The sequence below is a fragment of the Sphingomonas sp. CFBP 13733 genome (genome assembly GCF_014841795.1).
Lineage (GTDB): Bacteria > Pseudomonadota > Alphaproteobacteria > Sphingomonadales > Sphingomonadaceae > Sphingomonas > Sphingomonas aerolata.
Genome location: NZ_JACYUP010000004.1, coordinates 719,095 through 744,400, shown reverse-complemented (window position 1 = coordinate 744,400; position 25,306 = coordinate 719,095). Strand labels below are relative to the sequence as shown.

General features: G+C 66.8%; 27 protein-coding genes. 15 read left to right on the top strand and 12 right to left on the bottom strand.

What is annotated here, in order from left to right:
- The first annotated feature begins 59 nt into the window (after positions 1 to 59).
- Together IFT71_RS16090 and IFT71_RS16085 are read left to right on the top strand one after the other, a co-directional pair.
- Positions 60 to 1,118, top strand: a complete 1,059-nt coding sequence (locus tag IFT71_RS16090; protein WP_192141997.1) for a DUF4118 domain-containing protein — start codon at positions 60 to 62, stop codon at positions 1,116 to 1,118.
- 86 nt (positions 1,119 to 1,204) lie between these two features.
- A complete protein-coding gene (locus tag IFT71_RS16085; RefSeq protein WP_244654956.1) occupies positions 1,205 to 1,897 on the top strand; it encodes a dienelactone hydrolase family protein in 693 nt (230 codons plus the stop codon).
- A gap of 54 nt (positions 1,898 to 1,951) precedes the next feature.
- Here the strand turns inward: IFT71_RS16085 and IFT71_RS16080 are convergent, their stop codons facing one another.
- The gene (locus tag IFT71_RS16080; protein WP_192071130.1) at positions 1,952 to 2,848 is read right to left on the bottom strand and encodes an ROK family protein; all 897 of its coding nucleotides are present in this window, start codon (positions 2,846 to 2,848) and stop codon (positions 1,952 to 1,954) included.
- Between the two features lie 71 nt (positions 2,849 to 2,919).
- On the bottom strand, positions 2,920 to 4,149 hold the full coding sequence (locus tag IFT71_RS16075; RefSeq protein ID WP_192141993.1) for an ROK family protein: 1,230 nt from the start codon (positions 4,147 to 4,149) through the stop codon (positions 2,920 to 2,922).
- A 262-nt stretch (positions 4,150 to 4,411) separates the two neighbouring features.
- Here IFT71_RS16075 and IFT71_RS16070 point away from each other — a divergent pair, with 262 nt between their 5' ends.
- Both IFT71_RS16070 and IFT71_RS16065 read left to right on the top strand, forming a co-directional pair.
- Entirely contained in the window at positions 4,412 to 4,921 is a 510-nt protein-coding gene (locus IFT71_RS16070) for a hypothetical protein (protein ID WP_192141991.1), read from the top strand.
- A gap of 38 nt (positions 4,922 to 4,959) precedes the next feature.
- A complete protein-coding gene (locus tag IFT71_RS16065; protein ID WP_031393817.1) occupies positions 4,960 to 5,256 on the top strand; it encodes a hypothetical protein in 297 nt (98 codons plus the stop codon).
- Positions 5,257 to 5,325: 69 nt separating this feature from the next.
- On the opposite strand, the gene IFT71_RS16060 is transcribed toward IFT71_RS16065, so the two are convergent.
- The 7 genes from IFT71_RS16060 to IFT71_RS16030 form a co-directional block, all read right to left on the bottom strand.
- Entirely contained in the window at positions 5,326 to 6,276 is a 951-nt protein-coding gene (locus IFT71_RS16060; protein ID WP_244654996.1) for a D-alanyl-D-alanine carboxypeptidase family protein, read from the bottom strand.
- 5 nt (positions 6,277 to 6,281) lie between these two features.
- Complete coding sequence (locus IFT71_RS16055; protein WP_082446833.1) at positions 6,282 to 6,635, bottom strand: hypothetical protein; 354 nt, start codon at positions 6,633 to 6,635, stop codon at positions 6,282 to 6,284.
- Positions 6,636 to 6,646: 11 nt separating this feature from the next.
- Complete coding sequence (locus IFT71_RS16050) at positions 6,647 to 8,224, bottom strand: L,D-transpeptidase family protein (RefSeq protein ID WP_244654955.1); 1,578 nt, start codon at positions 8,222 to 8,224, stop codon at positions 6,647 to 6,649.
- Between the two features lie 144 nt (positions 8,225 to 8,368).
- A complete protein-coding gene (locus IFT71_RS16045; RefSeq protein WP_192141989.1) occupies positions 8,369 to 10,000 on the bottom strand; it encodes a M28 family peptidase in 1,632 nt (543 codons plus the stop codon).
- Between the two features lie 83 nt (positions 10,001 to 10,083).
- Complete coding sequence (locus IFT71_RS16040) at positions 10,084 to 10,896, bottom strand: DUF1206 domain-containing protein (protein WP_192141987.1); 813 nt, start codon at positions 10,894 to 10,896, stop codon at positions 10,084 to 10,086.
- 139 nt (positions 10,897 to 11,035) lie between these two features.
- Positions 11,036 to 11,881 (bottom strand): EAL domain-containing protein, encoded by an 846-nt coding sequence (locus tag IFT71_RS16035; protein ID WP_342212674.1) that lies wholly within the window; start codon positions 11,879 to 11,881, stop codon positions 11,036 to 11,038.
- Between the two features lie 167 nt (positions 11,882 to 12,048).
- Entirely contained in the window at positions 12,049 to 13,557 is a 1,509-nt protein-coding gene (locus IFT71_RS16030; protein WP_192141985.1) for a YifB family Mg chelatase-like AAA ATPase, read from the bottom strand.
- Positions 13,558 to 13,694: 137 nt separating this feature from the next.
- Here IFT71_RS16030 and IFT71_RS16025 point away from each other — a divergent pair, with 137 nt between their 5' ends.
- From IFT71_RS16025 to dapE, 8 genes are all read left to right on the top strand, one after another.
- Positions 13,695 to 14,012 (top strand): hypothetical protein, encoded by a 318-nt coding sequence (locus IFT71_RS16025; RefSeq protein WP_342212673.1) that lies wholly within the window; start codon positions 13,695 to 13,697, stop codon positions 14,010 to 14,012.
- 87 nt (positions 14,013 to 14,099) lie between these two features.
- A complete protein-coding gene (gene rpmH / locus IFT71_RS16020; protein WP_031393806.1) occupies positions 14,100 to 14,234 on the top strand; it encodes a 50S ribosomal protein L34 in 135 nt (44 codons plus the stop codon).
- Positions 14,235 to 14,317: 83 nt separating this feature from the next.
- Positions 14,318 to 14,656: a ribonuclease P protein component gene (gene rnpA, locus IFT71_RS16015; protein ID WP_244654953.1), complete on the top strand. Its 339-nt coding sequence runs from the start codon at positions 14,318 to 14,320 to the stop codon at positions 14,654 to 14,656.
- A 196-nt stretch (positions 14,657 to 14,852) separates the two neighbouring features.
- Positions 14,853 to 15,101 (top strand): membrane protein insertion efficiency factor YidD, encoded by a 249-nt coding sequence (gene yidD, locus IFT71_RS16010; RefSeq protein ID WP_192141979.1) that lies wholly within the window; start codon positions 14,853 to 14,855, stop codon positions 15,099 to 15,101.
- On the top strand, positions 15,098 to 16,807 hold the full coding sequence (gene yidC / locus IFT71_RS16005) for a membrane protein insertase YidC (protein ID WP_192141977.1): 1,710 nt from the start codon (positions 15,098 to 15,100) through the stop codon (positions 16,805 to 16,807). The genes yidD and yidC overlap by 4 nt, the downstream gene beginning before the upstream one ends.
- Before the next feature lie 26 nt (positions 16,808 to 16,833).
- Positions 16,834 to 17,496 (top strand): ribosome biogenesis GTP-binding protein YihA/YsxC, encoded by a 663-nt coding sequence (yihA, locus tag IFT71_RS16000; RefSeq protein WP_192142112.1) that lies wholly within the window; start codon positions 16,834 to 16,836, stop codon positions 17,494 to 17,496.
- Positions 17,497 to 17,561: 65 nt separating this feature from the next.
- Positions 17,562 to 18,236, top strand: coding sequence for a glutathione S-transferase (locus IFT71_RS15995; RefSeq protein WP_107929510.1), 675 nt, complete (start codon positions 17,562 to 17,564; stop codon positions 18,234 to 18,236).
- On the top strand, positions 18,233 to 19,354 hold the full coding sequence (gene dapE / locus IFT71_RS15990) for a succinyl-diaminopimelate desuccinylase (RefSeq protein ID WP_192141975.1): 1,122 nt from the start codon (positions 18,233 to 18,235) through the stop codon (positions 19,352 to 19,354). Before IFT71_RS15995 ends, dapE begins: the two co-directional genes overlap by 4 nt.
- A 9-nt stretch (positions 19,355 to 19,363) precedes the next feature.
- On the opposite strand, the gene IFT71_RS15985 is transcribed toward dapE, so the two are convergent.
- The 3 genes from IFT71_RS15985 to IFT71_RS15975 are packed head-to-tail and all read right to left on the bottom strand — an operon-like array spanning position 19,364 to position 21,937.
- Complete coding sequence (locus IFT71_RS15985) at positions 19,364 to 19,948, bottom strand: Smr/MutS family protein (protein ID WP_192141973.1); 585 nt, start codon at positions 19,946 to 19,948, stop codon at positions 19,364 to 19,366.
- The gene (mltA, locus tag IFT71_RS15980; protein ID WP_342212672.1) at positions 19,923 to 21,293 is read right to left on the bottom strand and encodes a murein transglycosylase A; all 1,371 of its coding nucleotides are present in this window, start codon (positions 21,291 to 21,293) and stop codon (positions 19,923 to 19,925) included. Before mltA ends, IFT71_RS15985 begins: the two co-directional genes overlap by 26 nt.
- Positions 21,290 to 21,937, bottom strand: coding sequence for a Tim44/TimA family putative adaptor protein (locus IFT71_RS15975; RefSeq protein WP_192141971.1), 648 nt, complete (start codon positions 21,935 to 21,937; stop codon positions 21,290 to 21,292). The genes mltA and IFT71_RS15975 overlap by 4 nt, the downstream gene beginning before the upstream one ends.
- A gap of 184 nt (positions 21,938 to 22,121) precedes the next feature.
- Here IFT71_RS15975 and secB point away from each other — a divergent pair, with 184 nt between their 5' ends.
- From secB to trpS, 3 genes are read left to right on the top strand one after another with little or no spacing between them, the layout of a single operon-like run.
- Positions 22,122 to 22,631, top strand: a complete 510-nt coding sequence (secB, locus tag IFT71_RS15970) for a protein-export chaperone SecB (protein ID WP_031394740.1) — start codon at positions 22,122 to 22,124, stop codon at positions 22,629 to 22,631.
- 23 nt (positions 22,632 to 22,654) lie between these two features.
- Positions 22,655 to 24,220 (top strand): murein biosynthesis integral membrane protein MurJ, encoded by a 1,566-nt coding sequence (murJ, locus tag IFT71_RS15965; protein WP_192141969.1) that lies wholly within the window; start codon positions 22,655 to 22,657, stop codon positions 24,218 to 24,220.
- A gap of 9 nt (positions 24,221 to 24,229) precedes the next feature.
- Entirely contained in the window at positions 24,230 to 25,237 is a 1,008-nt protein-coding gene (trpS, locus tag IFT71_RS15960) for a tryptophan--tRNA ligase (protein ID WP_192141967.1), read from the top strand.
- Positions 25,238 to 25,306: the final 69 nt, after the last annotated feature.

Below are 25,306 nucleotides of genomic sequence, written 5' to 3'. Positions count from 1 at the left end.
AGTGTCACCCGCCGCATCCAAAATTTGGAAGCGGCGGGCTGCGCTGTTACGACACCCGTGTGACCTCCACCCCACTCCGTTTCCTCGAACGTCTGCCGCTGCTATGGGATCGCCGCGCCATCGCGTACGGCGTTGCGGTCGCCCTCTCCATCGCTGCCTGCGCGATCCGGATCCGCGTCGATCACCTGCTGCCGCCCGGTTTTCCCTTCCTGACCTTCTTCCCGGCGGTCATCATCTCATCCTTCCTGCTTGGGCGCGGTCCCGGTTCGGCGGCTGCGCTGCTGTGCGGTGTGCTGGCCTGGTATTATTTCATCGCGCCACGCCAAGGGTTCACACTCGGCGTCGATACCGCGGTGGCACTGCTCTTCTATGCCGCTGTTGCTGCCGTCGACATCGCGCTGGTCCACTGGATGCAGCAGGCCAATCACCGGCTGCGCGACGAGCGCGAACGCAACGCCGACCTTGCGCTGCGCAGCGGGCTGCTGGCTGATCGGACAGAGGTGCTGTTCCGCGAATTGCAGCACCGCGTATCGAATAATCTCCAGATGATCGGGGCCGTCCTCGCGTTGCAGAAGCGCGGTATCGCCGACCCTGCCGCGGCCCTCGCGCTCGACAATGCAGCGACCAAGATCACGCTGATCGGCCGGATCCAGCGGCAGCTCTACGATACCAGCGGATCGCTGATCGCGCTCGACCAGTTCCTCCACCAACTGACTGCCGACGTAATCGAGGCGGGCGGCAATCCCGGTATCGTCCACTCGGTTTCCGCACCGCCCGGCGTCATGCTCCCCCCCGACGCGCTGATCCCCGTTGCGCTGATCATGGCGGAGGCGATCGCCAACGCGATCGAGCATGGGCTGGTGGGACGCGATCATGGCAGCATCCGGGTCGATCTCGTCCAGACCGCCACCGGGTTGCAGCTCTGCGTGACCGACGACGGCGCCGGACTGCCCGAGGGATTCGACACGCGCCGCTCGACGAGCCTCGGCCTGAAGATCGCCACCACGCTAGCGCGACAGCTCGGTGGCAGCTTCGACGTCAGAAGCGCCGAGCCGGTCGGCGCACAAAGCGTGCTGACCATCCCCCATTCCCCCGCAGGACAGCCCCCTACCCCATGATCATCCGCAGCGACGAATTCATCGATATCCCTCGAATCGCCAGCGGCACTCCTTCGGATGATGCCATGCCGTCACCAGGCGGCGTCATGCGCACGCACCTCTTCCGCCCCGCGGTCGAGGGACGCTATCCCGGCGTTCTGCTGTTCTCGGAAATCTACCAGGTCACGGACCCGATCCGCCGGCTTGCTGCCTATGTCGCCGGTCACGGCTTCTGTGTCGCGGTGCCCGAGGTCTATCATGAGTATGAGCAACCCGGGACGGTGCTGCGCTACGACGCGGCCGGCACCGATCGCGGCAACGCGCTGAAGGTCACGAAACCGGTTCACGCCTTCGACGCGGATGCGGTCGGAGCGCTCGACGGCCTTGCTGCGCATCCCGCCTGTACCGGGCGGCTTGCGACGATGGGCGTCTGCCTGGGGGGCCATCTCGCCTACCGCGCCGCACTCGATCCCCGCGTCGCAGCAGCGGCGTGCTTTTACGCGACCGACATCCACAGCGGCACGCTCGGTGCGGGCAAGCAGGACGACAGTCTGGCGCGCATGGCGGACCTGAAAGCGGAAACGCTGTTCATCTGGGGGCGGCAGGACCCGCATGTCCCGTTTGCCGCGCGCGAGACGATCCGCGCGCGACTGGAGGCGGTCGGTGCCAATTATGGCTGGCTCGAGGTCAACGGCCAGCACGCGTTTTTGCGTGACGAGGGACCACGCTATGATCCCGCCCTGTTCGCCCAGACGCTGAACGCGGTCATCGCTCTATTTAACCGCACGCTCACCGGATGACCGCGCACCGCCGGTCAGCCGGCTAGGCGCCTCGCGGGCTCCGACGCAGGAGGCTCAGCGCGGCCACAACCGCGCTGCGCCGCGCACGCCTGAGGAATCACCCCAACGGGCCGGCACCACCTGCCCCTTCCAGTCGCCACCGAAGCTGTAGCGATCGATCACCGCGGGAAGCCGGGCGTAGATCGCTTCGACATTCGACATGCCGCCGCCGAACACGAAGACGTCCGGGTCGACGATATTGGCGATCATCGCCAGCGCGCGTCCAAGCCGATCGACATAGGCGTCGAGCGATGCGACCGCGTCGGCTTCGCCGTGTCGCGCGGCCTCGACGATCGCGGCGCCGTCCAGCATCTGCCCGGACCGGGCGGCATGATCCTGCCGGAAACCAGTCCCCGATATCAGCATGTCGAGACACCCGCTTTGTCCGCACCAGCATGACGGACCGGGATATTCCGCCGCGGTCATCCACGGAAGCGGGACATGGCCCCATTCGCCCCCCATGCCGTTCGCGCCCTCGACGATGTGGCCGTCGACGACCAGTCCGCCTCCGACGCCGGTCCCGACGATCACCGCAAAGGCGGACCGCGCGCCGGCTGCCGCACCGTCAACCGCTTCGGACAGTGCCATGCAATTCGCGTCATTGGCCATCCGGACCTGACGGCCGAGCGCAGTCTCCAGATCCTCGCGAAAGGCGCGGCCGTTGAGGAAGGTGGCGTTGGAGTTGCGCATCAGCCCGTCGCGCGGACTGATCGATCCGGGCGTACCGACCCCGATCGAGCCCATGGCGCCCGCCTCGCTCTCGGCGCGAGCGATCAGGTCGCCGATCGTCCCGATGGCGTCGCCGTAATTTCCCGGGTTCGGGCTGCGCACGCGGGCAAGGAACTGACCGTCGGCGTCGAGGGCCGCTGCCTCGATCTTCGTGCCGCCGACATCGATACCGATCTGGATCACTGCATCTCTCTCTGACTTTGGTTTGGAGGCACCCTGCCCGCGAGAAAGATAAAGTCAATTTGCTTTAACAATCAGCCTTTAATCAGGATGGCGTCCGACGGCAGGATCCGGTCGAGAAACGGCAGGATCGCAGCGCCCACGGCGGGCGCATCGCGCGACAGTGTGGCGCGCCGGATCGGTGCACGCGCCGGGATCGTCGGCGCCGCCGCGAGCAACTTGCGTGTCGTTTCCGCCGCCAGTCGGTCTAGCACCGTATCGGGCAGGCGTCCGCCGATCAGCACCGCGGCCGGATTGATCAGGCAGTTGACGGCAGTCAGCGCGGGCACGAGGGCGCTCGCGCACTCGTCGACCCATGCATCGAGTGTCGCGCCGAACTGTTCGGCAACGTCCAGCGCCGGGTCGAACGGCGTAGTCAAGCCAGCCTGTTCAAGCCGCGCGGCGAGCGCGGACAAGGACACCACGTCCTGAAGCACCTGACCCGGCATGCCCGCCAGCGGCAGAAAGCCGAGCTCCCCGCTGCGGGCGTCGGCGCCGCGATAATAGGATCCGTCGATGACGACCCCGCCCCCAAGCCCTGCGCTGACCAGAATGTAGAAGAAGCTCGCATGGTCCAGCCCGCCGCCGAACTGCGCCTCGCCGATCGCCGCCGCCGCCGCGTCATTATCGATATGCACCGACCATGGAACGACGTCGGCGAGCAGCGCCTGAAGGTCGACCGCGCCCCAGCATTCATAACCCGCCGGGCGATGCGGCAGCGCCACCTGCCCCAGATCGTCGGGCAGTGCCACGCCGACGCCAAGTATCCTGTCTGCGCGCAGCACGCCCGATCCCCGGATCTCGGCGATCTCCTTGCTGACGATGCCAATGATGTCGTCGGGCATCGCGAACGCGATCTGCTGTGTGAACCGGGACCGGACCTGCCCCGCCAGATCGAGCGATACGAGCGTGACGTGATCACGGTCGATGTTCAGCCCGATCGCGAAGCATCCATCGGGGTTGATCCGCAATCGTACCGCCGGCTGGCCACGTCCGCCCTTGCGGCGCCCGGCATCGACGATGAGATCAGCCTCGAACAGGCGCCCAGTGATATTCGCGATCGTCGGCGCGGTGAGGTTGGTCATCGTCGCGATCTCAGTCCGGGTGATGTCCGGATTTCGACGGATGACCTGGAGCACGACGCGCTGGTTATAGTCGCCGGCCCGTTCGAGATTTGTGCCCGACAGGCTCGGGCCGAGCCGCACCGCGCGTTCCTCCGCAGTCACCCCGCCACCGGCATGCGGCTCGAAATCCGAGAAATCCACGGCTTGCTCCCTCCCCGGAACGTCGAGGCGCGCATCGATGTGACTTCGCGCGCCGCCCCGTCAGTCGTGCGTGCCGACGGCCCCAAATACGATCCTATAGTCCGACATCCACCCCAGCCGGTCAATTGAATATGCCAAGTTGGTTATATCTCCGCACCGGCCGGCACGGCAGCCTGCATCCGGCAGCGAACAAGCCACGTCGCGAAGTTGCAAAGCCTGTGGTATCGCGCCGCAATTCAACCATTTGGAAAGATCGACATCGATGATTACACGGCTCGAAGATCTGGAGCGGGTCCGCGCCGAAAGCCGGTCGCTTGTCACCCGGCGATCCTTGATGTCGGCGGGCGCCGCGGTCGTACCGATTCCGGGCGTCGACCTGGTCGCGGATGTCGGCCTTTTGACCACCCTGCTGCCGAAGATCAGCGAGATGTTCCAGCTCGATCACGAGCAGGTTCAAAAGCTCGAGCCGCATCTTGCGCAGCAGGTTCTCGTGATGGCGTCGAGCATGGGTAACAACGTGATCGGCCGCATGGTCACCAAGCGGGTCGTTACGGCGTTGCTGCGTCGGGTCGGCACGCGGCTCGCGGCGGGATCGCTCGCCAAGTACGTACCGTTCGTCGGGTCTGCCTTCGCCGCCACGATCAGCTTCGGCGCGATGAAGCTGGTCGGCAACGCGCATATCGAGGATTGCTACAAGACGGCGCTGGCCTTGCTGCCCGCGTCGGGGCAAATCGCTCCAGTCTCGACCCCGGCGGGCGGTATCGCACGCTGACCCCGGCGCACGCAGCTCCCCACGAACAGGACCGACACATGGCGAAACAATATTGGGCACAGCTGATCGATTTCGAAGAGGAGATGCAGTCCGCGTGCATCTCCGGCGCGACCGATCACGAGGATGCCGCCGAGACACTCATCTCCGACTTTGTCGGGCAGATGGGTGGAGAAATCACCAAGGGCGCAGTGCGCGTCTGGGTACAGGGCGAAAACCGCGAGAAGGTCTATGACTGGACCGTCGACCTGATCATCCCAGAGGATGACGGCACGCACGGCGGCGAGGATGAGGAGATCGAGGTCGAGGCCGAGATCGAGTTGATCGAACGCACCTGACGCCCCCGCGCCAATCAGGCGCCCCGTGCGCCGTGGCGTACGGGGTGCCCTGGCTTGAGCCGCAACAGATTAGCTCGGGGCGCCCTCGCTACCGTTGAACCCGCGCTCGAGAATTTGCGCGACCAGCCGATCGCGTGAGCGTGCGGTTCGCTCTCCCAGGACGACGGCAATCAGTCGGCGGTTGCCGCGCTTGGCCGATGCCGCCAAATTGAATCCGGCCTCCACCGTATAGCCGGTCTTGATGCCGTCGAGCCCGTCAAAGGCGCCGAGCATGTGATTGTGGTTCTGCAACTGCCGTCCAGCCCAGCGAAACGACCGGGTGCTGAAATAGGCATAGCGATCCGCATGCTGGTCGATCAGTGCCTTGGACAACATGGCCATGTCGGTCGCGGTCGTGAGATTGGCGCCGGGCAATCCGGTGACGTTGGTGAACGACGTCCGCCGCATGCCGAGGGTCCGCGCCTTTGCGGTCATCCGCCGCGCGAAGCCGGCTTCGCTGCCGCCCAGTTTTTCGGAAAGCGCTACCGCCACGTCATTGGCCGAACTCACCGCGATCGCCCGGATGGCTTCGCCGACGGTCAGCCCGGCACCGGGCCGCAGACCGAGCCGTGACGGCGGCTGGTTCGCCGCAGCGCGTGAGAATTTGACGGTGTCGGAAAGCTGCAGCTTGTTCGCGTCGAGCGCGTCGAACGCCAGGAACAGCGTCATCATCTTGGTCAGCGACGCGGGTCGACGGACCAGATTGGCCCCTTGCGCATATAATACCCGGCCGTCGCGCGCATCGATCAGGATGGCCGACACCGTCCGCGCCGCCGCGGGCGATGGCGCGGCGAGCACCGGTTCCGCCAAAGCCGGAACCGCCATTGCCGTCCCGGGAATCGCCGCCAGCGGAACCGGCGCGGCGCGGCTCGCCACCCCGGCGGGCGACGCCGTCGATACCGCAGACGACATGGGCAGAACCAGCGTGGCCAGCGCCGCCAGCACGGCCGGGATACGGCGCTGATAGGCGCCGGTCGGCATCAGCCTCACTGCGGCTCCATCTCGTTCGTGGCGGGCACGTCATCGGCGGGTTCGCTCGCGCTGCTGCCGTCGCGGCGGACGCGCGCAGTCATTCCCGTCGCATCGGCATCGTCCTGCATCTGAACGTCCGGCGCGATTTCCGGAGCGGGCGGTGCCTCGGCTTTCACCTCTGCAGGGGCGGGCGCAGGCGCTTCCTCGACCACCGCCGGCGCTTCGGCTTCAGCCGGGGCCTCTTCCTCATACGCGCTGTTTTCGGTCACGGGTGCGGTGTCCGGCTCGGACGGGGAACAGCCGCCGAGCGCGGTCGCGAACAGGCTCGCGCCGAGCGCGAAGCGGATCGCATGTGTCTTGGTCGTCATGGTCATGTCCCTCATCGTGCTGCCATCGCCTGCGCCGCCGACCGTGCCTCGATCTTGGAGGCCAGTGTCGAATCCCAGCTATAGGGATCCGCGCGGAAGTTCATCTGGCCGTTACCACTGGCGAATGCCGTCCAATAGAGGAGATAAACCGACACGGGCTTGCTGAGCCGCGCCCGCACCGTCGTGCCCTTGTCGACCGTCGCCGCGACCATCTCGGGGGTCCATTGCGGATCACCCGCGAGCAGGAGGTTGGCAAGCTCGGCGGGCTTTTCGAGCCGGACGCACCCGTGGCTCGCCAGACGGCTGAAGCTCGCAAACTTCGCGCGTGACGGGGTGTCGTGCAGATACACCGAATAGGGATTGTCGAAATCGAACTTGTACCGCCCCAGCGCGCTCTGCGTACCAGCGGCCTGCTGCAGCCGCGTGCCGCCGATCACCTTGAAGCCATTGCGCTTCAGGTATCCCGGATTGGCCTTTTCCTTCGGCCACAGTTCGCGCGTCGCGATCGAGGTCGGGACGTTCCAGGGCGGGTTGATCACGACGCTGTGGATCGTCGAGGTCAGCATTGGCGTCTCGTCGCCGGGGCGCCCGGTGACCGCGCGCATCGAAGTGATCGGCCGGTCGCCATCGAATACCGTCAGGACCGCGGCGGCGATGTTCACCTGGATGCGATCCTTGGGCAGCTCCTGCGGCAGCCAGCGCCAGCGTTCCATGTTCGCCATGATCTGGCGGACGCGATCGGTCGCCGAGACGTTCAGCGCACCCAGCGTCTGCCCCGACACGATCCCGCTCGGATTGAGCCCGTAGCGCCGCTGCGCGCGACGTACCCCCTCGAGCAGCGCAGCGTCGAACCGGTCACCACCGGCCGATACGTCCTTGTCCTCGACCGCGAGGCGCTGGCGGAGCGCGGTCACGCGTGGGCCCGTCGCGCCGATCGTCATGTCCGGCCCACTCGCCAGCACCGACCAACCGCCCGCCGCCGCGATCGCGCGATAGCGCTCGAGCCCGGCCTTGAGCCCGTCATACCCTGAATAGGGCGGCGGCAACGCGGCGATCCACGCGGCGATCCGGTCACGCTTCACCGCATCGGCAAAGCCCGGCAGCGGATCGAAGGCCGGCGGGCGCATGCCCCAGTCCCGCTGGAAGTCGGCTTCGGACAAGCGCCCGGCATGGACGGCGCGGGCATGGTCGAGCGCTTCGCGGACCAATGTGTCATTGTCGACGTCGAGTACGAGCGACGGCCGCGCGAACGCGAGCCCCTGCCCCATCGTGTCCGACGCAAGCAGCTTCTGCAGCTGCTTGACCTGGGCAACGGACAGCACCGGCATGCGAACGGTAGGAACCACTGGCGGCACCGCCATGCGCGGCGTCATCGCCTGCGCCGGAAGCGCAGGCTGGACGGCCGGCGGGTTCGATGGGGCGACGGGCCTTTGCGGCTGGGTCTGGAACAGTTGCGGCGGCACCAGCTGCTCCTGCGCCGCTCGGGCCGAAACGGCGTCGACCGGGAGCAACAGGGCCACCACCGCGGCACCGCTCAGCATCGTACCGAACCAGGGGGCGTTCGTCTTTGTCTTTGAAAGGCTTTGCATAGCGTCCCTATAGCGATCGCGTCCTGCGTCGCACGGGCAATATCGCCCTAGCCTGAATAAAGCCCGGATGACGCGATATTTCCCGCCGCCTTGCTGACTATCACAGGGCCCAACGCCCCTTCGGCCCGGCCACGGCCGTGCCCGTCATTTGCGCGCCGCCCGAGTCGTGTCGCGCTCCGCTGCGAACGGCTCGGACGCGTTCCAGACCGGCCATACCGTCCCCTCGGCGACCTCGCGGCCCAGCGCATAGGCGACGCTGCCCTCCTGCGCGGCGCCGGTCATGTCCCAGCGTGTGTCGAATTCGTCGCAGGTCTGGTGATAGCATCGTGCGTTGAACCGATCGCGCATTGCCTCGCCCGCCTTCGCCCCACCCGTCACCAGATCGCGGCCCGCGCGGAAATACACCCCCGGCACGCCCTTCTGCGCCAGCGCATAATGGTCCGAGCGGTAATACCAGCCCGCCTCGGTATTCTCCTCGGGCACGATTCGCAGCCCCTGCGCCGCCGCAACCCGCTCGAGATCGCGCTCCATCGGCGTTCTCCCGACGCCGATCAGCTCGAGATCGCGCGTCCGCCCCAGCACGACATGTGGATCGAGATTGAACTGTGCGGCGGTCGTCGCGAGCGGCAGGACGGGGTGGTCGGCATACCAGCTTGCACCGAGCAGCCCCTTTTCTTCCGCAGTCCACAGCGCGAACACGACCGAACGCCGCGGCCGGGCGGCGCCCGCATAGGCGTGCGCGATCTCGAGCAGCGTCGCGGTGCCGGTCCCGTTGTCGATCGCGCCGTTGCGGATTCGGTCCGCGGGCGGATCGAACGCGTTCTCCCCATAGGCATCCCAATGCGCGCCATAGAGAATGCTGCCCGCCGCGGGATCGGTGCCCGGAAGAAGGCCGACGACATTGTGGCTCGCGACATGCTCCATCCGCGTTTGAACACGCGCCGACAGGGTCGCCCCCTTCAATATGATCGCAGCGAAATCGGCGCGCTGTGCGGCAGCCTTCGCCGTGGCATAATCCAGCCCCGCCTGCCGCAGCAGACGGATTCCAATGTCGTTGCGCAGGTTGCCGCGCAGTCCGAACGCCGCAGGCACCGTCCCGGTGTCGAGCGCATAGCCCGGTACCGCGTCGCCGTTCGCGATCTGCAGCCAGGGATAGCTTGCGGGAAACGTCTCGTGGATCGTCAGGAACGCCGCTGCGCCGCGCTTCTGCGCCTCGCTCAGCTTGGTCCGTGCGGCCGGACTCGAGGCCCGTCCCCCAAATCCCAGGTCGCGTCCCGCCTCGACATCGGGATCGCCGGCCAGGGCGACGACTATCTTGCCGCGCACATCGACGCCGCGATACGGATCATAGCCGAGCTTCGGTTCGACCACGCCATAGCCGACAAAAACGATATCGGCATGATCGAGCGCGGTCGTGCCGACGATCCGCGACGATGCCGCGATCTCGATTCCGGGCCGCAACGGCACCGACTGATCGCCGAGATGCAGCGTGAAGGTTGCGGCATCGCGGGTCCAACGCAGCAGGGGCACACGCTGCCGATAGCTGGTACCGGCAATGGGTTTCAGCCCGAGTTGCTTGAAGCGTCGCTCAAGGAAATCGAGCGTGACCGCCTCACCCGCCTGGGTCGGCCCGCGCCCGTGAAACGCATCCGCGCTCAGTGTCTTGACGTCCAACTTGATCCGGTCCGGTGACAGGATAGGCGGCCGTGGATCAGCGGCGATGGCGGCGGTGGTGGCCGAGACGGTGAGCAGCAGCAGCGGCAGGAGGCGTTTCATCGGCACAACCTGCCCGCGATGTGTCACGTGCACAAGCGAACGAATGAGATCGCACGCTATTCCCGCGCCTTAGGCCGCGATCTTCACCCCGGCAGACGAACCTGAACGCGGCGAAAGCGCGCTTCGACAAAGCTGTAGACGCCGAACAATCCCAGCCCGACGCCCGTCGCGGCCAACAGCCATTTGCCCCCCGGCTGGTCCTGCAGCATCGCCAGCGCGTCGGCCATGCCGCCGGCTTCAGTGGCGTGCGCCTGCCATGCCGCGACCGCAAAGAAGCCGGCGATGATCGTGAAGACGACTGCGCGGGCGCCATAGCCCAGCCGCCCCATCGTGCAGACATAGGAAGGCAGCGAGCCGTCATTGTGCAGGTCCTTGACGAAATCGCCCTTCCAGGCCTTCTTCGCCTGCATCACAGCCGCGGTGAGGATACCGATTGCGACTACGGCAACCAGCACGCGGCCGAACGGCACCGAAAGCAGCCAGCCTGTCCAGTCGCGGGCGCTCTCGTCACCCGGGGACTGCCCGCCGCCGCCCGTCCGTGGTTGCCAGGCGAGACGTGCCGCACTCCAGGCAAGGATGAGGTGCGCGATCCCGCTGACGACGTGCCCGATCCGTGTCAGGGCGCCCTTGGCGTCGCGCATGATCTGCTCCGGATCGGCGATCGCTTCGGTCAGCCGCCACACCGCATAGCCGAGCAGACCCGCGGCAATGACGGCCAGCAGGACGACACCTAGCTGCTCGTCCGCCAGCGATCCGATCGCCCCCTGATTGTCGGCGATCGTCCCGCCGCGCATTGCGGCATCGACCGCAAACCAGGCCACCAGACAATAAACCAGCCCGCGCGCGGCGAAGCCAAGACGTGCGAGTTGCGTCGCACGGACATCCGAGATGGTCACCGCAAATCCCCCTGGATCATATTGATCGTTACGCCGGCTAAACCCGCCGTGCGCAGCGACGTTCCGCCGGCGGTCACGACATCGCCGCGGCGACGCGGATCGGCGCAGCCCGGTACCGCGCCCGGGCCGCACCGGACCGTCAGGCGTGGACCACCTCTGCGGCGTCCGCGAAGGGGACCGGAAGGCGTGCAATCGCGGGACGCGCGATCAGGTAGCCCTGGCACAACCGTACCCCGAGCGCGCGCAACGCCGCCAGTTCGCCCGAAGTCTCGATCCCCTCGGCGATCGGGATGATGCCAAGTTCGTCGCACAATGCGATGACCGCGGCGACGATCGACCGCTTCACGGCGGACCCGTCGATCCCGCGGATCAATGCCATGTCGATTTTGATGACATCGGGATTAAGTTCGGCGAGCAGCCCCAGCCCCGCATAGCCCGCGCCGAAATCGTCGATCGCGGTCACGAACCCTTGCGCACGGTACGCCTCGATGATCCGCCGTACATGCGGCACGTCGCGCATGCGTTCGTTCTCGGTGAATTCGAACATCAGGTTGCGCTTGTCGAAGCCGACCCGCGCCGCTGCCCCCAGCGTCGCCCGGATACAGGCATTGGGTTCATAGACCGCGTTCGGCATGAAATTGATCGACAGCTTCACGTCCTCGCCCGGCGTGAACAACGCGCCAGCCATCTCCACCGCACGCACACGGCAAGCCTGATCGAACCCGTAGATCATGTCCCCCGACACCCTGTCGAGGATCGCCCCCGCGCCCGCACCGTCGGTGCCGCGAACCAGCGCTTCATAGGCCCAGACCCGCTCCGTCGCGATGTTGACGATCGGCTGGAACGCCATCGTGAAATCGAACGGGAGCACGCTGCCGGTGCCACAGGCACCGCACGTCACACGGGTCGCCGTCTCGACTGGTGCGATCGCGTCTGCTGGAGCGCGGGCTGCAGCCCGGAATGGGGCGGGGTCGATAAATGTCACTGTCGCTCCTTACCGCGCTCTATCGGGGCCGGACGGGCATAAGGACCGGCGCGACGCCACCTCACTCCAAACTCGGTGTGGTCATTGTTAATCTACAACAATTAACAGAATGAGTAGTACTAGCTTATTATCATAGATCAAGTATCTTGTAGACGTGAAAACATGCGTCAATTGGTTGGCGGACGGCGGCGATAGCTCAGCGCTTCCGCGACATGGATACGCGCTACGTGATCGGCGCCGGCCAGATCCGCGATCGTCCGCGCGACGCGCAGTATTCGCGTATAACCTCGAGCGGTCAGCCGCATCGCCTCTGCCGCCTGCACCAGCAGACGCTGTCCCGGCGCATCGGGGGTAGCGACCGACTCGAGCAACGGACCGTCCGCTTCGGCATTCGTCCGCACGGGATGATCACGATAGCGCTCCGTCTGCACCCTGCGGGCGGCGGCCACTCGCACTGCCACCGCTGCCGATCCCTCGCCGGCCTGGGGCAGGACTAGATCCGCCGCCGTGACCGCTGCCACGTCGATGTGGAGGTCGATTCGGTCGAGCAGCGGCCCGGACACCTTGGCCTGATAGTCCGCGGCGCAGCGCGGTGCCCGCACACAGGCGAGGCCGGCATCGCCGAGATGACCGCAACGACACGGGTTCATTGCCGCGATCAGCTGGACGCGCGCGGGGAAGGTCACATGCGCATTGGCGCGCGCGACGCTGATCGTTCCCGTCTCAAGCGGCTGGCGCAGCGAATCGAGCACCGCCCGCTGGAACTCGGGCAATTCGTCGAGGAACAGCACACCCAGATGCGCTAGGCTGACCTCCCCGGGCTTCACCTTCAGCCCTCCCCCGGTCAGCGCAGCCATCGACGCCGAATGATGCGGGCTGCGGAACGGGCGGGTTCGAGTCAGCCGCCCCCCCGACAACGCGCCTGCCACTGACTGGACCATCGACACTTCGAGCGCCTCGGCGGGGTCGAGCGGCGGCAGGATCCCCGGCAGGCACGCCGCCATCAGCGATTTGCCCGACCCCGGCGGACCACACATCAGCAGATTGTGCCCACCCGCCGCAGCGACCTCCAGTGCGCGCTTGGCGGTCTCCTGCCCGCGAACCTGCGCAAGGTCAGGCCCGGCCGGCGCGACATCGACCTCACCAGGCTGGGGCGCGCGCAGCAGGCCATGGCCTTTGAAATGGTTGATCAGCGCGAGCAGGTCGGGCGCGGCAACTACCTCGATCGACCCGGCCCAGGCCGCTTCCGATCCTTGTGAGGCAGGGCAGATCAGCCCCTTGCCCTCGTTCGACGCATGCAGCGCGGCCAGCAGGACACCGGGCGACGCGGTGATCCGCGCATCGAGGCCGAGCTCGCCGACGACGACATAATCGGCGAGCATTTCCGCATCGATCACCCCCATCGCCGCCAGCAATGCGAGCGCGACCGGAAGATCGAAATGCGATCCTTCTTTTGGCAGATCGGCCGGCGACAGGTTCACCGCGATCCGTTTCGGCGGCAATGCCAGGCCCATCCCCGCGATCGCGCCGCGGACCCGCTCGCGGCTTTCGCCGACCGCCTTGTCCGCCAGCCCGACGAGGTTGAACGCGGGAAGTCCCGGAATCAGCTGGACTTGTACTTCGACTGCGCGCGCTTCCAGCCCCAGATACGCCACTGTCGACACGATCGCCGCCATGAAAATCCCCCGCCGCGTCGCTCGTCATGGCGGATCGCCACCGTCACGCCCTATTCATACCGGATTTGGCCTTTGGGCAATGGCAGGCGGCACGGTGCCGTCTTGCCAATCTAACACACCGGTCCCAAATGCCTCGCGTGAACGCCGTCCGCTCCTCGACCTATCGCCTCGTCCAGCTGTTGTGCGGCGGGATAATGATCCTTGCCGCCCCCCTGCTGACACCGGTGCCCGGGCCGGCGGGGGTCTTCGTGTTTGCCGGCGGCATGGTCCTGGTTTTGCGCAATTCGCCACGGGCACGGCGACGCTGGGGCCGGCTGAAGCGCCGCTGGCCGCGGGGCGGCCATTTCGTCGACCGGATGATGCGCCGCCGCAGCGCGTTGCGACGGCACGCGCGCGATCGTGCCGCCGCGGTTTCGCAGCGAGGCGATTCAGCGAAGACGGAGCGGGTGAATTGACTTGTCCCCCTAGTTTGCCTAAGCGCCCACCCATCAAGGCCGTCCCCGTGGCGGCCGTTTTCTATTTGATGACCTAGGGAATGACCAATGAAGCGGACCTTTCAGCCGAGCAACCTGGTACGTGCACGCCGTCACGGCTTCCGCGCACGGATGGCCACGGTCGGCGGCCGGGCAGTGATCCACGCCCGCCGCGCCCGCGGTCGCAAGAAGCTGTCGGCCTGACCGTCGCGGCCGGCGATGCCGGCCTGACGATCATGTCGAAACGCCGCGATTTTCTCGCGGCGAATGCGGGGAAGCGCGCACCGATGCCGGGATTCGTCCTGCTCATGCGCCCCCGCGATGACGGTGACGAGACGATGCGAATCGGCTTCACCGTCACCAAGAAGATTGGCAACGCCGTCGTCCGTAACCGCATGAAACGGCGGTTGCGGGCTTTGGCGCGTGAGCTGTTGGCGGAACGCGGTGTCGCTGGCGCCGATCACGTGCTGATCGGGCGCAACGGCGGCATCGAGCGTGATTACGCGCTGTTGCGGACCGAGCTCGGCAAGGCGTTCCGCAAGGTCACGCCGCAAGCACCAGCTGCTGCTGCAGTGGATACCACCACCCCGGCGAAGGCCGGAACCCAGGTGGGAAAGCCTCTTTAATGCACCGCAGCCACTCGTCACTAGCGTCCCCCAACTGGGCCCCGGCCTATGCCGGGGTGGTCCGCAGTCTGGAATGGCGCTGTGCCGAAGGCGCGATCTTGCACCGCTTCTTGTTCTCCCGCGAAGGCGGGAGTCCAGTCTCGATCCTCGCCTTCGCGGGGAAACAGTTTTGGGGTGCACTGGTCCCGGCCGCATCGTGCTAGCCCGCCTCATCATCCTCGTCGCGCGCGGCTGGCAACTCGGTCCTTCGCTGGTCCTGCCGTCTAGCTGTCGCTACGATCCTTCCTGTTCCGCCTATGCAATCGAGGCCGTTGGGCGCTATGGCGCGCGCAAGGGGGGCTGGTTGGCGGCGAAGCGCATCGCGCGCTGCCATCCTTGGGGCGGGTACGGACCCGACCCAGTCCCAGAGCTGAAGCCTGAGAAATTGAAAGACGCCGCCCTGTGAAAGACGACAAGCAGAATTTCGTGCTGTTCGCGGTTATCGCGGCGCTCATCCTGTTCGGATGGCCGATGATCCAGGGCAAATTCTTCCCGACGGCCAATCCACCGGTGACGAAAATCGAAGGCGGCAAGACCAAGCCCGTCGCGAACCCCGCCGCCGATCCGGCCGCCGATGGTGCCGCCGCAGTGCGCGATCGCGCCGCGGTCATCGCCGAGACGCCGCGCGTCCGTATCGAAACCCCGCGGGTGTCCGGCTCGATCAACCTGAAGGGTGCGCGGATCGATGATCTCGTTCTCAAGGGCTATGACGAGACCGTCGCGAAGGATTCTCCGCCGATCCGTCTGCTTTCACCGGCCGGTGCACCCGACGCCTATTTCGCGAGCTTCGGCTGGCGCGCGCAGGGGCTTGCTCCGCCTGCCGCTGACGCCGTCTGGACTGCGTCGGGCGCGACGACGCTGACGCCGACGACTCCGGTCACGCTCGATGCGACCAACGCCACGGGCCAGCGCTTCCGCATCCAGATCGCGGTCGACGGCGATTACATGTTCACGGTCCGCCAGACCGTGCTCAACGCTGGCACCGCGCCCGTCCCCGTTGCCACCTATGGTCTCGTCAACCGTGTCGGCATCTCCAAGGATCCGTCGTCGATGACGATCCACGTCGGGCCGATGTCGGTCGACAATGGCGGCGCGCATTACCGTCCGAACTATGACGACATCGACGAGGCACCGCAGAAGTTCACGACCACCGGCGGCTGGCTCGGCTTCACCGACAAATACTGGCTGACCGCGCTCGTTCCCGACCAGGGCCAGGCGTTTGACGGCCAGTTCCGCGCGGGCGCCAACAAGGCGTATCAGGCGGATTACGCGCTGCAGCCCAAGCTCGTCGCCCCCGGCCAGGCGGTGACCCAGACGTCGCGCTTCTTTGCAGGCGCGAAGGAGGTCCGGCTGCTCGATCGCTATACCGACCAGGCGGGCGGCGTCGCCAAGCTCGACTATGCGATCGACTGGGGCTGGTTCCGGATCGTAGAGAAGCCGATCTTCTATTATCTCGACTGGCTGTTCCGCATGGTCGGCAATTTCGGCGTCGCGATCATCCTGCTGACGGTGACGATCCGCGGCCTGCTCTTCCCGATCGCGCAGCGCCAGTTCAAGTCGATGGCCGCAATGCGCGCGGTCCAGCCCAAGACGAAGGCGCTGCAGGAGAAGTACAAGGACGACAAGGTCCGTATGCAGCAGGAGGTCATGGCGCTGTACAAGGCGGAGAAGGTTAACCCGCTCGCGGGTTGCGCGCCGACGCTGCTGCAGATCCCGATCATGTACGCGCTGTACAAGGTGCTGATGCTGACGATCGAAATGCGTCACCAGCCGTTCGTCGCATGGATCAAGGATCTGTCCGCGCCCGATCCGCTGACGCCGCTCAACCTGTTCGGTCTACTGCCGTTCACCCCGCCGCACATGATCGCGATCGGCATCGTCCCGATCATCCTCGGCATCAGCATGTACTTCCAGTTCAAGCTGAACCCGACGCCGATGGATGACACGCAGAAGCAGGTCTTCAAGCTGCTGCCCTGGGTGCTGATGTTCGTGATGGCGCCGTTCGCCGTCGGTCTTCAGGTCTACTGGATCACGTCGAACTGCCTGACGATCCTTCAGCAGAAGCTCCTCTACGCCCGACATCCGGGCCTGCAAGCACCGGTGACCAAGTGAACGACCTTCCAACCGCCGGCCCGAATCTGGGTCCCCATCTCGAGCCGACCGACGCGCCGTTCACCGCGGAGCAGCTCGAGTATGCGCGCAAGCTGTTCGCCGGCCATGTCGGCTTCCTGAAATCGGCGCCGACGCTCGAATTCCTGCCCGATGCGTCGGTGCCGGAGGTGGCGTTTGCCGGGCGGTCGAACGTCGGCAAGTCTTCGCTGCTCAATGCGCTGACCGGGCGCAATTCGATGGCGCGTACGTCGAACACGCCCGGACGCACGCAGGAACTGAACTTCTTCGAAGTCGGCGCGCCGCTCGCCTTCCGCCTCGTCGACATGCCCGGCTATGGCTTTGCCAAGGCGCCCAAGGATGTCGTCAAGAAGTGGCGCTTCCTGATCAACGACTTCCTTCGCGGCCGCGACGTGCTCAAGCGCGCGCTCGTGCTGATCGACTCGCGCCACGGCATCAAGGACGTCGACCGCGAGATCCTCGAGATGCTCGACAAGGCTGCGGTCAGCTATCGCATGGTGCTGACCAAGGCGGACAAGATCAAGGCGTCGGAACTCGTCGAGGTCACCGAGCGCACCGCGGCCGAGGCCCGCAAGCGCCCCGCCGCGCATCCCGACATCCTCGTGACGTCGAGCGAGTACGGCATGGGCATCCCCGAACTGCGCGCGGCGGTCGTCGAAGCCGTCAGCTGAGGTCGGCGCGGCCGCAGAGGCCGTGGAGATTGCCCTCGCGCGTTCGGCCCGCTAGTTCGCAGGGCATGAAACTCGTCATCGGCAACAAGGCCTATTCCTCCTGGTCGCTTCGCGGCTGGCTCGCCTGCAAGCAGTCCGGGCTGCCCTTCGACGAGGTCGTCGTCCCGCTCTACGATGCGGAATGGGAAAAGCGACGCCAGGGCGATGAGTTCGCCCCCTCGTCGGGCAAGGTGCCGATCCTGTGGGATGGTGAGGCGGTCGTATGGGACAGCCTGGCGATCGTCGACTATCTTGCCGACAAGGTCGGTCGCGACCGGTTCTGGCCCGACGACGAGGCGGCACGCGCGATGGCCCGCTCGATGGCGGCCGAAATGCATTCGAGCTTTGCCGCGCTGCGCAAGAAGCACAGCATGAACGTCCGTCAGATCTTCCCGGCACAGCGCCCCGACGACGATGTCCTGGTCGATCTCCAGAGGATCATGGAGCTCTGGGCACAGGCGCGTGCGCGCTTTGGCGGCGGCGGCGATTTCCTGTTCGGTACGTTCGGCGCGGCCGACATCATGTACGCGCCCGTCGTCACGCGGATCGTTACCTATCAGTTGCCGATCGCCCGGTTCGCGCAGGGCTATATGCAGGCGATGTTCGACCACCCCTTCATGCAGGACTGGATCGCCGGTGCGCAGGAGGAGGACTGGGTGATCGAACAATATGAGCAGCCGGCGCCGAGCGCGCTGCGGTGATCGATCCGCTGGCGCTGGCGCAGGCGCTGCTGGCCGAGGACAGCGTCACGCCGGCGCGTGGCCGTGTGTTCGACGTGCTGGAGGCGGCGCTGACGCCGATCGGCTTTGACGTCGACCGCTTCACGATCGGCGAAGCGCCCGACGGTCCGGTGGAAAACATGCTCGCGGTCCGGACCGGATCGGGGCCGCATCTGGCATTTGCGGGGCATCTCGACGTCGTCCCCCCGGGCGAGGGGTGGCACGGCTCGCCCTGGTCGGCCGAGGTCCGCGACGGCCTGCTCTACGGGCGCGGCGCTGTCGACATGAAAGGCGCGATCGCCGCCTTTGCTGCTGCCGCCAGCCGGACCGACGCGGGCACCGTGTCGCTGATCATCACCGGGGACGAGGAAGGTCCTGCCACCTTCGGGACGCGCGCGCTAATCGATCGGATGGCGGCACGGGGCATCCGCCCTGACCAGTGCATCGTCGGTGAACCGACCTCCACCGCCGCGCTCGGCGACACGATCAAGATCGGCCGGCGCGGCTCGGTCAATATCTGGATCAGCGTCCCCGGGCGGCAGGGTCACGTTGCCTATCCGCATCTCGCCGACAACCCCATCCCCCGGCTGGTCGCGATCCTTGCCGAGATCGAGACCGTCGCGCTCGACCAGGGCAATGCGTGGTTCCAGCCGTCGAACATCGAGGTCACCGATATCGCGGTCGGCAATCCCGCGCATAACGTCATCCCGGCCGCAGCGTCGGCGCGGCTCAGCATCCGGTTCAACGACACGCACAGCGGCGACGCGCTCATCGCCCGGATCGGCGCACTGGCGGCACGGCATGATCCCGCAGCGGTCGTCACCGGCCGCGTGTCGGGTGAGGCCTTTCTGACGACGCCCGGGCCGCTGTCGACGCTGGTGTCCGACGCGATCACCGCGGTAACGGGGGTCGTTCCCGACCTGTCGACGACGGGCGGAACGTCCGACGCGCGGTTTCTGGCGAAGCTGTGCCCGGTGGTCGAATTCGGGCTGATCAATGCGACGATGCACAAAGTCGACGAGGCGGTTGCGGTCGAAGACCTGTACCGCCTGACCGACATCTATGCCGACGTCATCGTTCGTGCGGTCGAGCGCGGATAACCCATCGTGTCAGCCGCCCAGTTCGCGGCTGCGGCGCAGGATGATGTAGAGCGCCCCTGCCCCGCCGTGCCGGGGATGCGCGCCGCGGACCGCGACGATCCCGCCGGCATGACGCGAGATCGACAGCCAGTCGATGACCGCCGCACGGATCGCGCCGCGGGCATGCGGGCGTTCGCTCTCGGGGCGCGGCGGCTTGCCTGTCACCAGCAACAGCACGCGGTCGCCGCGGGCGATCGCGCGGGACAGGCCGGTGTCGAGGATTGCATGCGCGGAGGCGAGCGTGTGCCCGTGAAGGTCGATCGAACTGTCGGGACTGACCGCGCCGCGCAGCAGCCTTTTGTCCCAGCCACCGTCGAGCGTGTTGGCCGGCGACAGGGTGCGCGCCGCTGCCTTCAACGGCGCTGCGCCGGGCGGGGGTGGGAGCGTTGGCAGGCGGATGCCCTTGGTAGGCTTTACCTTGCGCGTCGTCGCGACGGGCGCGGCTAACGGCACGACCGGGGGCACGAGCTTGGGGACCGCGCGCATTGGGCGCACGGTCTGCATCACGCGCGCCCAGAGATGCGCCTCGTCAGGGTTGAGCGGACGACCCGTCATAGCGCGCCCCGTTCGCAGTTGCGGCGTTGAGCCGTGCGGTGGTGCCGATCGGGAGCAGGAGGAACGCGGTGCCGCGCCCCGCCATGCCGCCAGCGGTTGCCTCGGCAGCGGCGCCGGCACCCCAGAAGGTGTCGAACCGGTTGCTGCCCTTGATCGCGCCACCGGTATCCTGGACGATCCACAGGCCGGTCGCGTCCTGCCGGTCGAGCGACAGGATCACCGGCGCGCCGAGCGGCACAAACTTCACGTCCGCCGCCGCGCTGACCTGCCCGGTCACGGGATAGCCCATCGCACCCTGCGGCGCGCCGTCGAGTTCGCGGAAGAACACGAAACTTTTGTTCTCGCGCATGATCGCCTGCCCCTCGACGGGGTGATCGTGGAGCCACTGCACGATGCCCTGCATCGACGTCTGGCCGGGCTGCAACAGCCCGCGCGTCTTCATCAGCGCGCCGATGCCGGTATAGTCGCGACCGTTCTGCGTATCGTAACCGATCCGGAGGATCGACCCGTCGGGCAGGCGCAGCCGCCCCGACCCCTGGATCTGCAGGAAGAAGAGCTCGACCGGATCCTTCGCCCAGGCAAGGATCGGCGCGGTGTCGGCCAGCGCACCCTGCTCGATCGCGGTGCGGTCATAATAGGGAATGAAGTTCGACCCCGCCACGCGGCCGCGGATCTTCTTGCCTTTCAGCGATGTCGAAAAGGCGCCGAGATCGACGTCGATCAGATCGCGCGGGCGACCATAGACCGGGGCATAGCCGTCGCGACGCTCGAGCGAGCCGGCGATCTCGGGCTCGTAATAGCCCGTCGCGAAGGCCTTGCCGTCACCGACCTGGACCGCCTCGAACCACTGGGTGAAGAATGCGCGCGCGCCACCGGGTCCGGTCGCCTGCGCCGCGGCGCAGGCGGGCTGCCAATCGGCGCCGCGGGTCAGCCCCGACTGGTCGGAACGACGCTGCAAGCCGGGGCAGCTCGTGACGAAGGCCAGGCGTGCGGCCTCGGCCTGCGCATCGCTGATCGGCAGCGTAGCGAGCGACGGCCCCGGCGTTACGCCGGCCGTGACCGCGCTGACCGGGGCGAGCGCACCGGGCAGAGGCGGTGCGACGGGAACGGCAGCCAGCGGTACCGCCCCAACAATGCGGGCGGGTATCTGGATGCCGCGAATGTTGCGAATGTTGTCACTGTTTGGGGTAAATTGACCCCGTGACGGCTTTCCGGCGGTGGCCGCCGGCGATGCGGTGCCCGGCGAGGACGGGCGGTCGGTTGGTGCGGCGACACCGCCGACGCACCCGCTGAGGGCCAGGGCCAGCGCGAACGAACCGCCAATCCCCCTGATCGCGCGCGTCACGCCTCGTCGGTGTCCGCGAGCTTCCAGTTCGGGCCGGCGCTCTTGAGCGTCCGGACGAACGTCCAGATGTCATGCGTCTCGACCGCGTCGGTGAGCGACCCGGCGATGACTTCGCCCGCCTCGTTGCGCGTGATCGCGGCGATGTCCGCATCGAAGCGCACAGAGATGCGGGCTTCACGGCCCGAAACCGACGCATCGGCGATCACCGCGCGTTCGATCGTCACCAGACGATTGTCGAGCGTCTCGCCAGCCGCCTCGCGCGCCGCGATCGCCTCGACGAACGCGGTGCGGACGTCGTCCTCGGCCAGATCGGCGAGCGTATCGGAATCGCCCTTCCAGAAGGCTTCCAGCGTCATGCGATAGGCCGCCTGCGCGCCTTCGAGGAACTGGTTGACGTCGAAGCCGGGCTCGACGGCGATGATCGAGCGCAGGCCGGGTTCGGCGCGCGCGTCGATGTTGCGGTTCGCGATCGTCCGCTGTTCGGCGGCCGCATCGATCGTGCGCGGGATCGTGACGGGTATGGACCGCTCCTCTGCCGCACGCGGCAGGGGCTGCTGTTCATGACCGGTCCGCTTTCCGAGCACGCTATAAAGACGCATCGCCAGGAACCCTGCGACCATCGCGAGAAGTACTACGTAAAACAACCGTGCCTCCGATCTTCGTCCCAACATAGGGCAACGGCGTCTCTTTTCAAACCCGCCTAGGATTCCGTGGGATCCGTAGCCGTTGAAACACCCGTCGGGCACTGCTACGCGCACTGCCTCAAGACACGAACGCGCGACCCGTCCGCTTCGGTCCCACCTCATTTATACGAAGGATTCGCAGATCATGGACGACCAGAACGGCATGTCGATCGCGGATCAGCCGCTTGCCAATGGTGCCGACGAAGCGCCCGCCGCCGGCCTGATCTCGCAATACGTCAAGGATCTCTCGTTCGAGAACCCCAACGCGCCCGCAGTCTACCAGAACCAGACCCCGCCCGCGATCGACGTCCAGTTCAACATCGGCGCGGCGCAGGTCGGCGACGAGGTGCACGAGGTCGTTCTGAAGATCGACGTCCGCGCCGAGACCGACGGCCAGGTCGCCTTCATCGTCGACCTGTCCTTTGCGGGCCTGTTCGGGCTGCGCAACATCCCCGCCGAGCATGTCCAGCCCTTCCTGCTGGGCGAGGCCCCGCGCCTGCTGTTCCCGTTCGCACGCCGCGTGCTGTCGGATGCGGTGCGTGACGGCGGCTTCCCGCCGCTGCTGCTCGAGCCGATCGATTTCGCGCAGCTCTATCTCCAGCAGTCGGAGCAGCAGGGCATCCAGCCGAACGTCGGCGATTTCGGCCAGGCGTGAAGCCCGGACCGGAGGGCGCATAGGTGAACCTGACCAAGGCGCTGGGATCGGTTGGCGGGCTGACGCTCGCCAGCCGAATCCTGGGGCTGGTGCGCGATTCGCTGTTCGCGCGGTTCGTCGGCGCGGGGTTCGCATCGGATGCGTTCCTGATCGCCTTCCGCCTTCCCAACATGTTCCGCGCCCTCTTCGCCGAGGGCGCGTTCTCGGCCGCGTTCATCCCGATGTTCAACCGCAAGGTCGGCGACAAGGATGGCCGCGGCCTGCCCGACGGCATCGCCTTTGCCGAAGACGCGCTGTCGGTACTGCTGCCGGTGCTGATCGGCATGACGGTGCTGCTCGAGCTTGCCGCCTGGCCCGTCACGTGGCTGCTGACCTTCGGGTTCAACGGGGCGAGTGCCGAGCGGTTTGCCTATGTGGTCCACCTGTCGCGGATCACCCTGCCCTATCTGCTGCTGATCAGCCTCGTCTCGCTGCTCGGCGGCATCCTCAATTCGCTGCATAAATTCTGGATCAACGCCGCCGCGCCGATCCTGCTCAACGCGACGCTGATCGCCGCGCTGCTGCTGTTCCACGAGCGGTTGCCGCTGATGACCGTGCGCAACCAGGCGATCGCGGTGACGGTGTCGGGCGCGCTCCAGCTTCTCTGGCTGATCTATGCCTGCCGCCGATCGGGCGTCGTGCTCCGGCTGAAGCGGCCCCAGCTCAACCCCGAGGTGAAGCGGCTGATGTCGCTGATCTGGCCCGCCGCCGCGGGTGCGGGTGCGGTGCAGATCAACCTCGTCGTCTCGACCGCGCTCGCCGCCGCGCTGCTGCCCGCGGGATCGGTCTCGTACATCTATTTCGCGGACCGGCTGAACCAGCTGCCGCTCGGGCTGATCGGCATCGGGCTCGGCACCGTCCTGCTCCCCACCATCTCGCGCCAGCTCGGTCGCGGCGAGGAGACGGAGGCGATGGCGACGCAGAATCGCGGCATGGAGCTCGCGCTGTTCCTGACGCTGCCCGCGACGGTGGCGCTGATCGTCTGCGGCGTGCCGATCGTCGGCGCATTGTTCCAGCACGGCAAGTTCGCGCTCGACGACAGCATCCTCACCGCGCAGGCGCTCGCCGCTTTCTCGATCGGGCTGCCCTCCTATATCCTCGTGAAGGTGCTGACGCCGGGCTATTATGCGCGGTCCGACACGAAGACGCCGGTGCGCTATGCGACGATGTCGATGGTCGTGAACCTCGTCCTCAACCTCGCCTTCATCAAGCCGCTCGGCCATATGGGTCCGCCGCTCGCCACCGCGATCGCGAGCACGGTCAACGTCGCGATGCTCTACCGGACGCTCGTCCGTCGCGGGCATTTCGTCCCCGATGCACGGCTGGTGCGGCGGACGTGGCGGCTGCTGGTCGCCGCGCTGATCATGGGCGGCGTGATGTATTTCCTCAACGACCTGTTCCAGCCGTTCGTCACGGGCAGCGGGACCGAGCGCTGGGGGGCGATGCTCGTGCTGGTCGCGACCGGCGGGGTCGTCTATGCGATCGCCACCCTGCTCACCGGCGCGTTCCGGCTGGGCGACATCTCCACGCTCCTGCGTCGTTCCAAATAAGGTTTTCCCATGCGCGTCGTCTCCGGCATCAAGCCCACCGGTAATCTCCATCTCGGCAATTACCTGGGGGCGGTGAAGCAATGGGTGGCGTTGCAGGACGACGTCGTCGCGCAGGGCGGGGAGTCGATGTTCTTCATCGCCGACCTGCACGCGCCGACCGAATGGATCGCGCCCGCCGAACTCTCGTCGCACACGCTGGAGGTCGCCGCGACGATGATCGCGGCGGGCGTCGATCCGGCCAAGTCGATCCTGTTCAACCAGGCGCGCGTGCCCGCGCACAGCGAGATGGCATGGCTGCTCAACAACGTCGCGCGCGTCGGCTGGCTGAACCGCATGACGCAGTTCAAGGACAAGGCGGGCAAGAACCGCGAGGGTGCGAGCGTCGGGCTGTATGACTATCCCGTGCTGATGGCGGCGGACGTGCTGCTCTACAATGCGACTCACGTGCCGGTCGGCGAGGACCAGAAGCAGCATCTCGAGCTTGCGCGCGACATCGCGACCAAGTTCAACGGCGATTACGGCGTCGACCTGTTCACGCTCCCCGCGCCGCTGATCAGCAAGGCGGCGCCGCGGATCATGTCGTTGCGCGATGCGTCGGCGAAGATGTCCAAGTCGAACCCGTCCGAACAGTCGGTGGTCAAGCTGATCGACAGCGACGACACGATCGCGGACAAGTTCCGCAAGGCGAAGACCGATCCCGACCTGCTGCCCGCGACCGTCGACGAGCTCGGCGACCGGGCGGAGGCGCGCAACCTGCTGACGATCTATGCCGCGCTGGCGGACAGCGATGTGGCGACCGTTCTGGGCGAATATGGCGGCAAGGGGTTCGGCGCGTTCAAGCCGGCGCTGGCGGATCTGGCGGTCGCCAAGCTCGGGCCGATTCGTGACGAGATGGTGCGGCTGCTCGACGATCGCAGCGCGGTGACGGCGGTGCTGCGCGACGGCGCGGAAAAGTCGCGCGCGCTGGCGGCGCCGGTGCTGAAGCAGACGCAGGATGCGATGGGGTTGCAGGTCTAGGCTGCCTCGCACCCGTCATACTGACGCCCCTCCCGTCATACTGACGCCCCCTCCCGTCATCCTGACGAA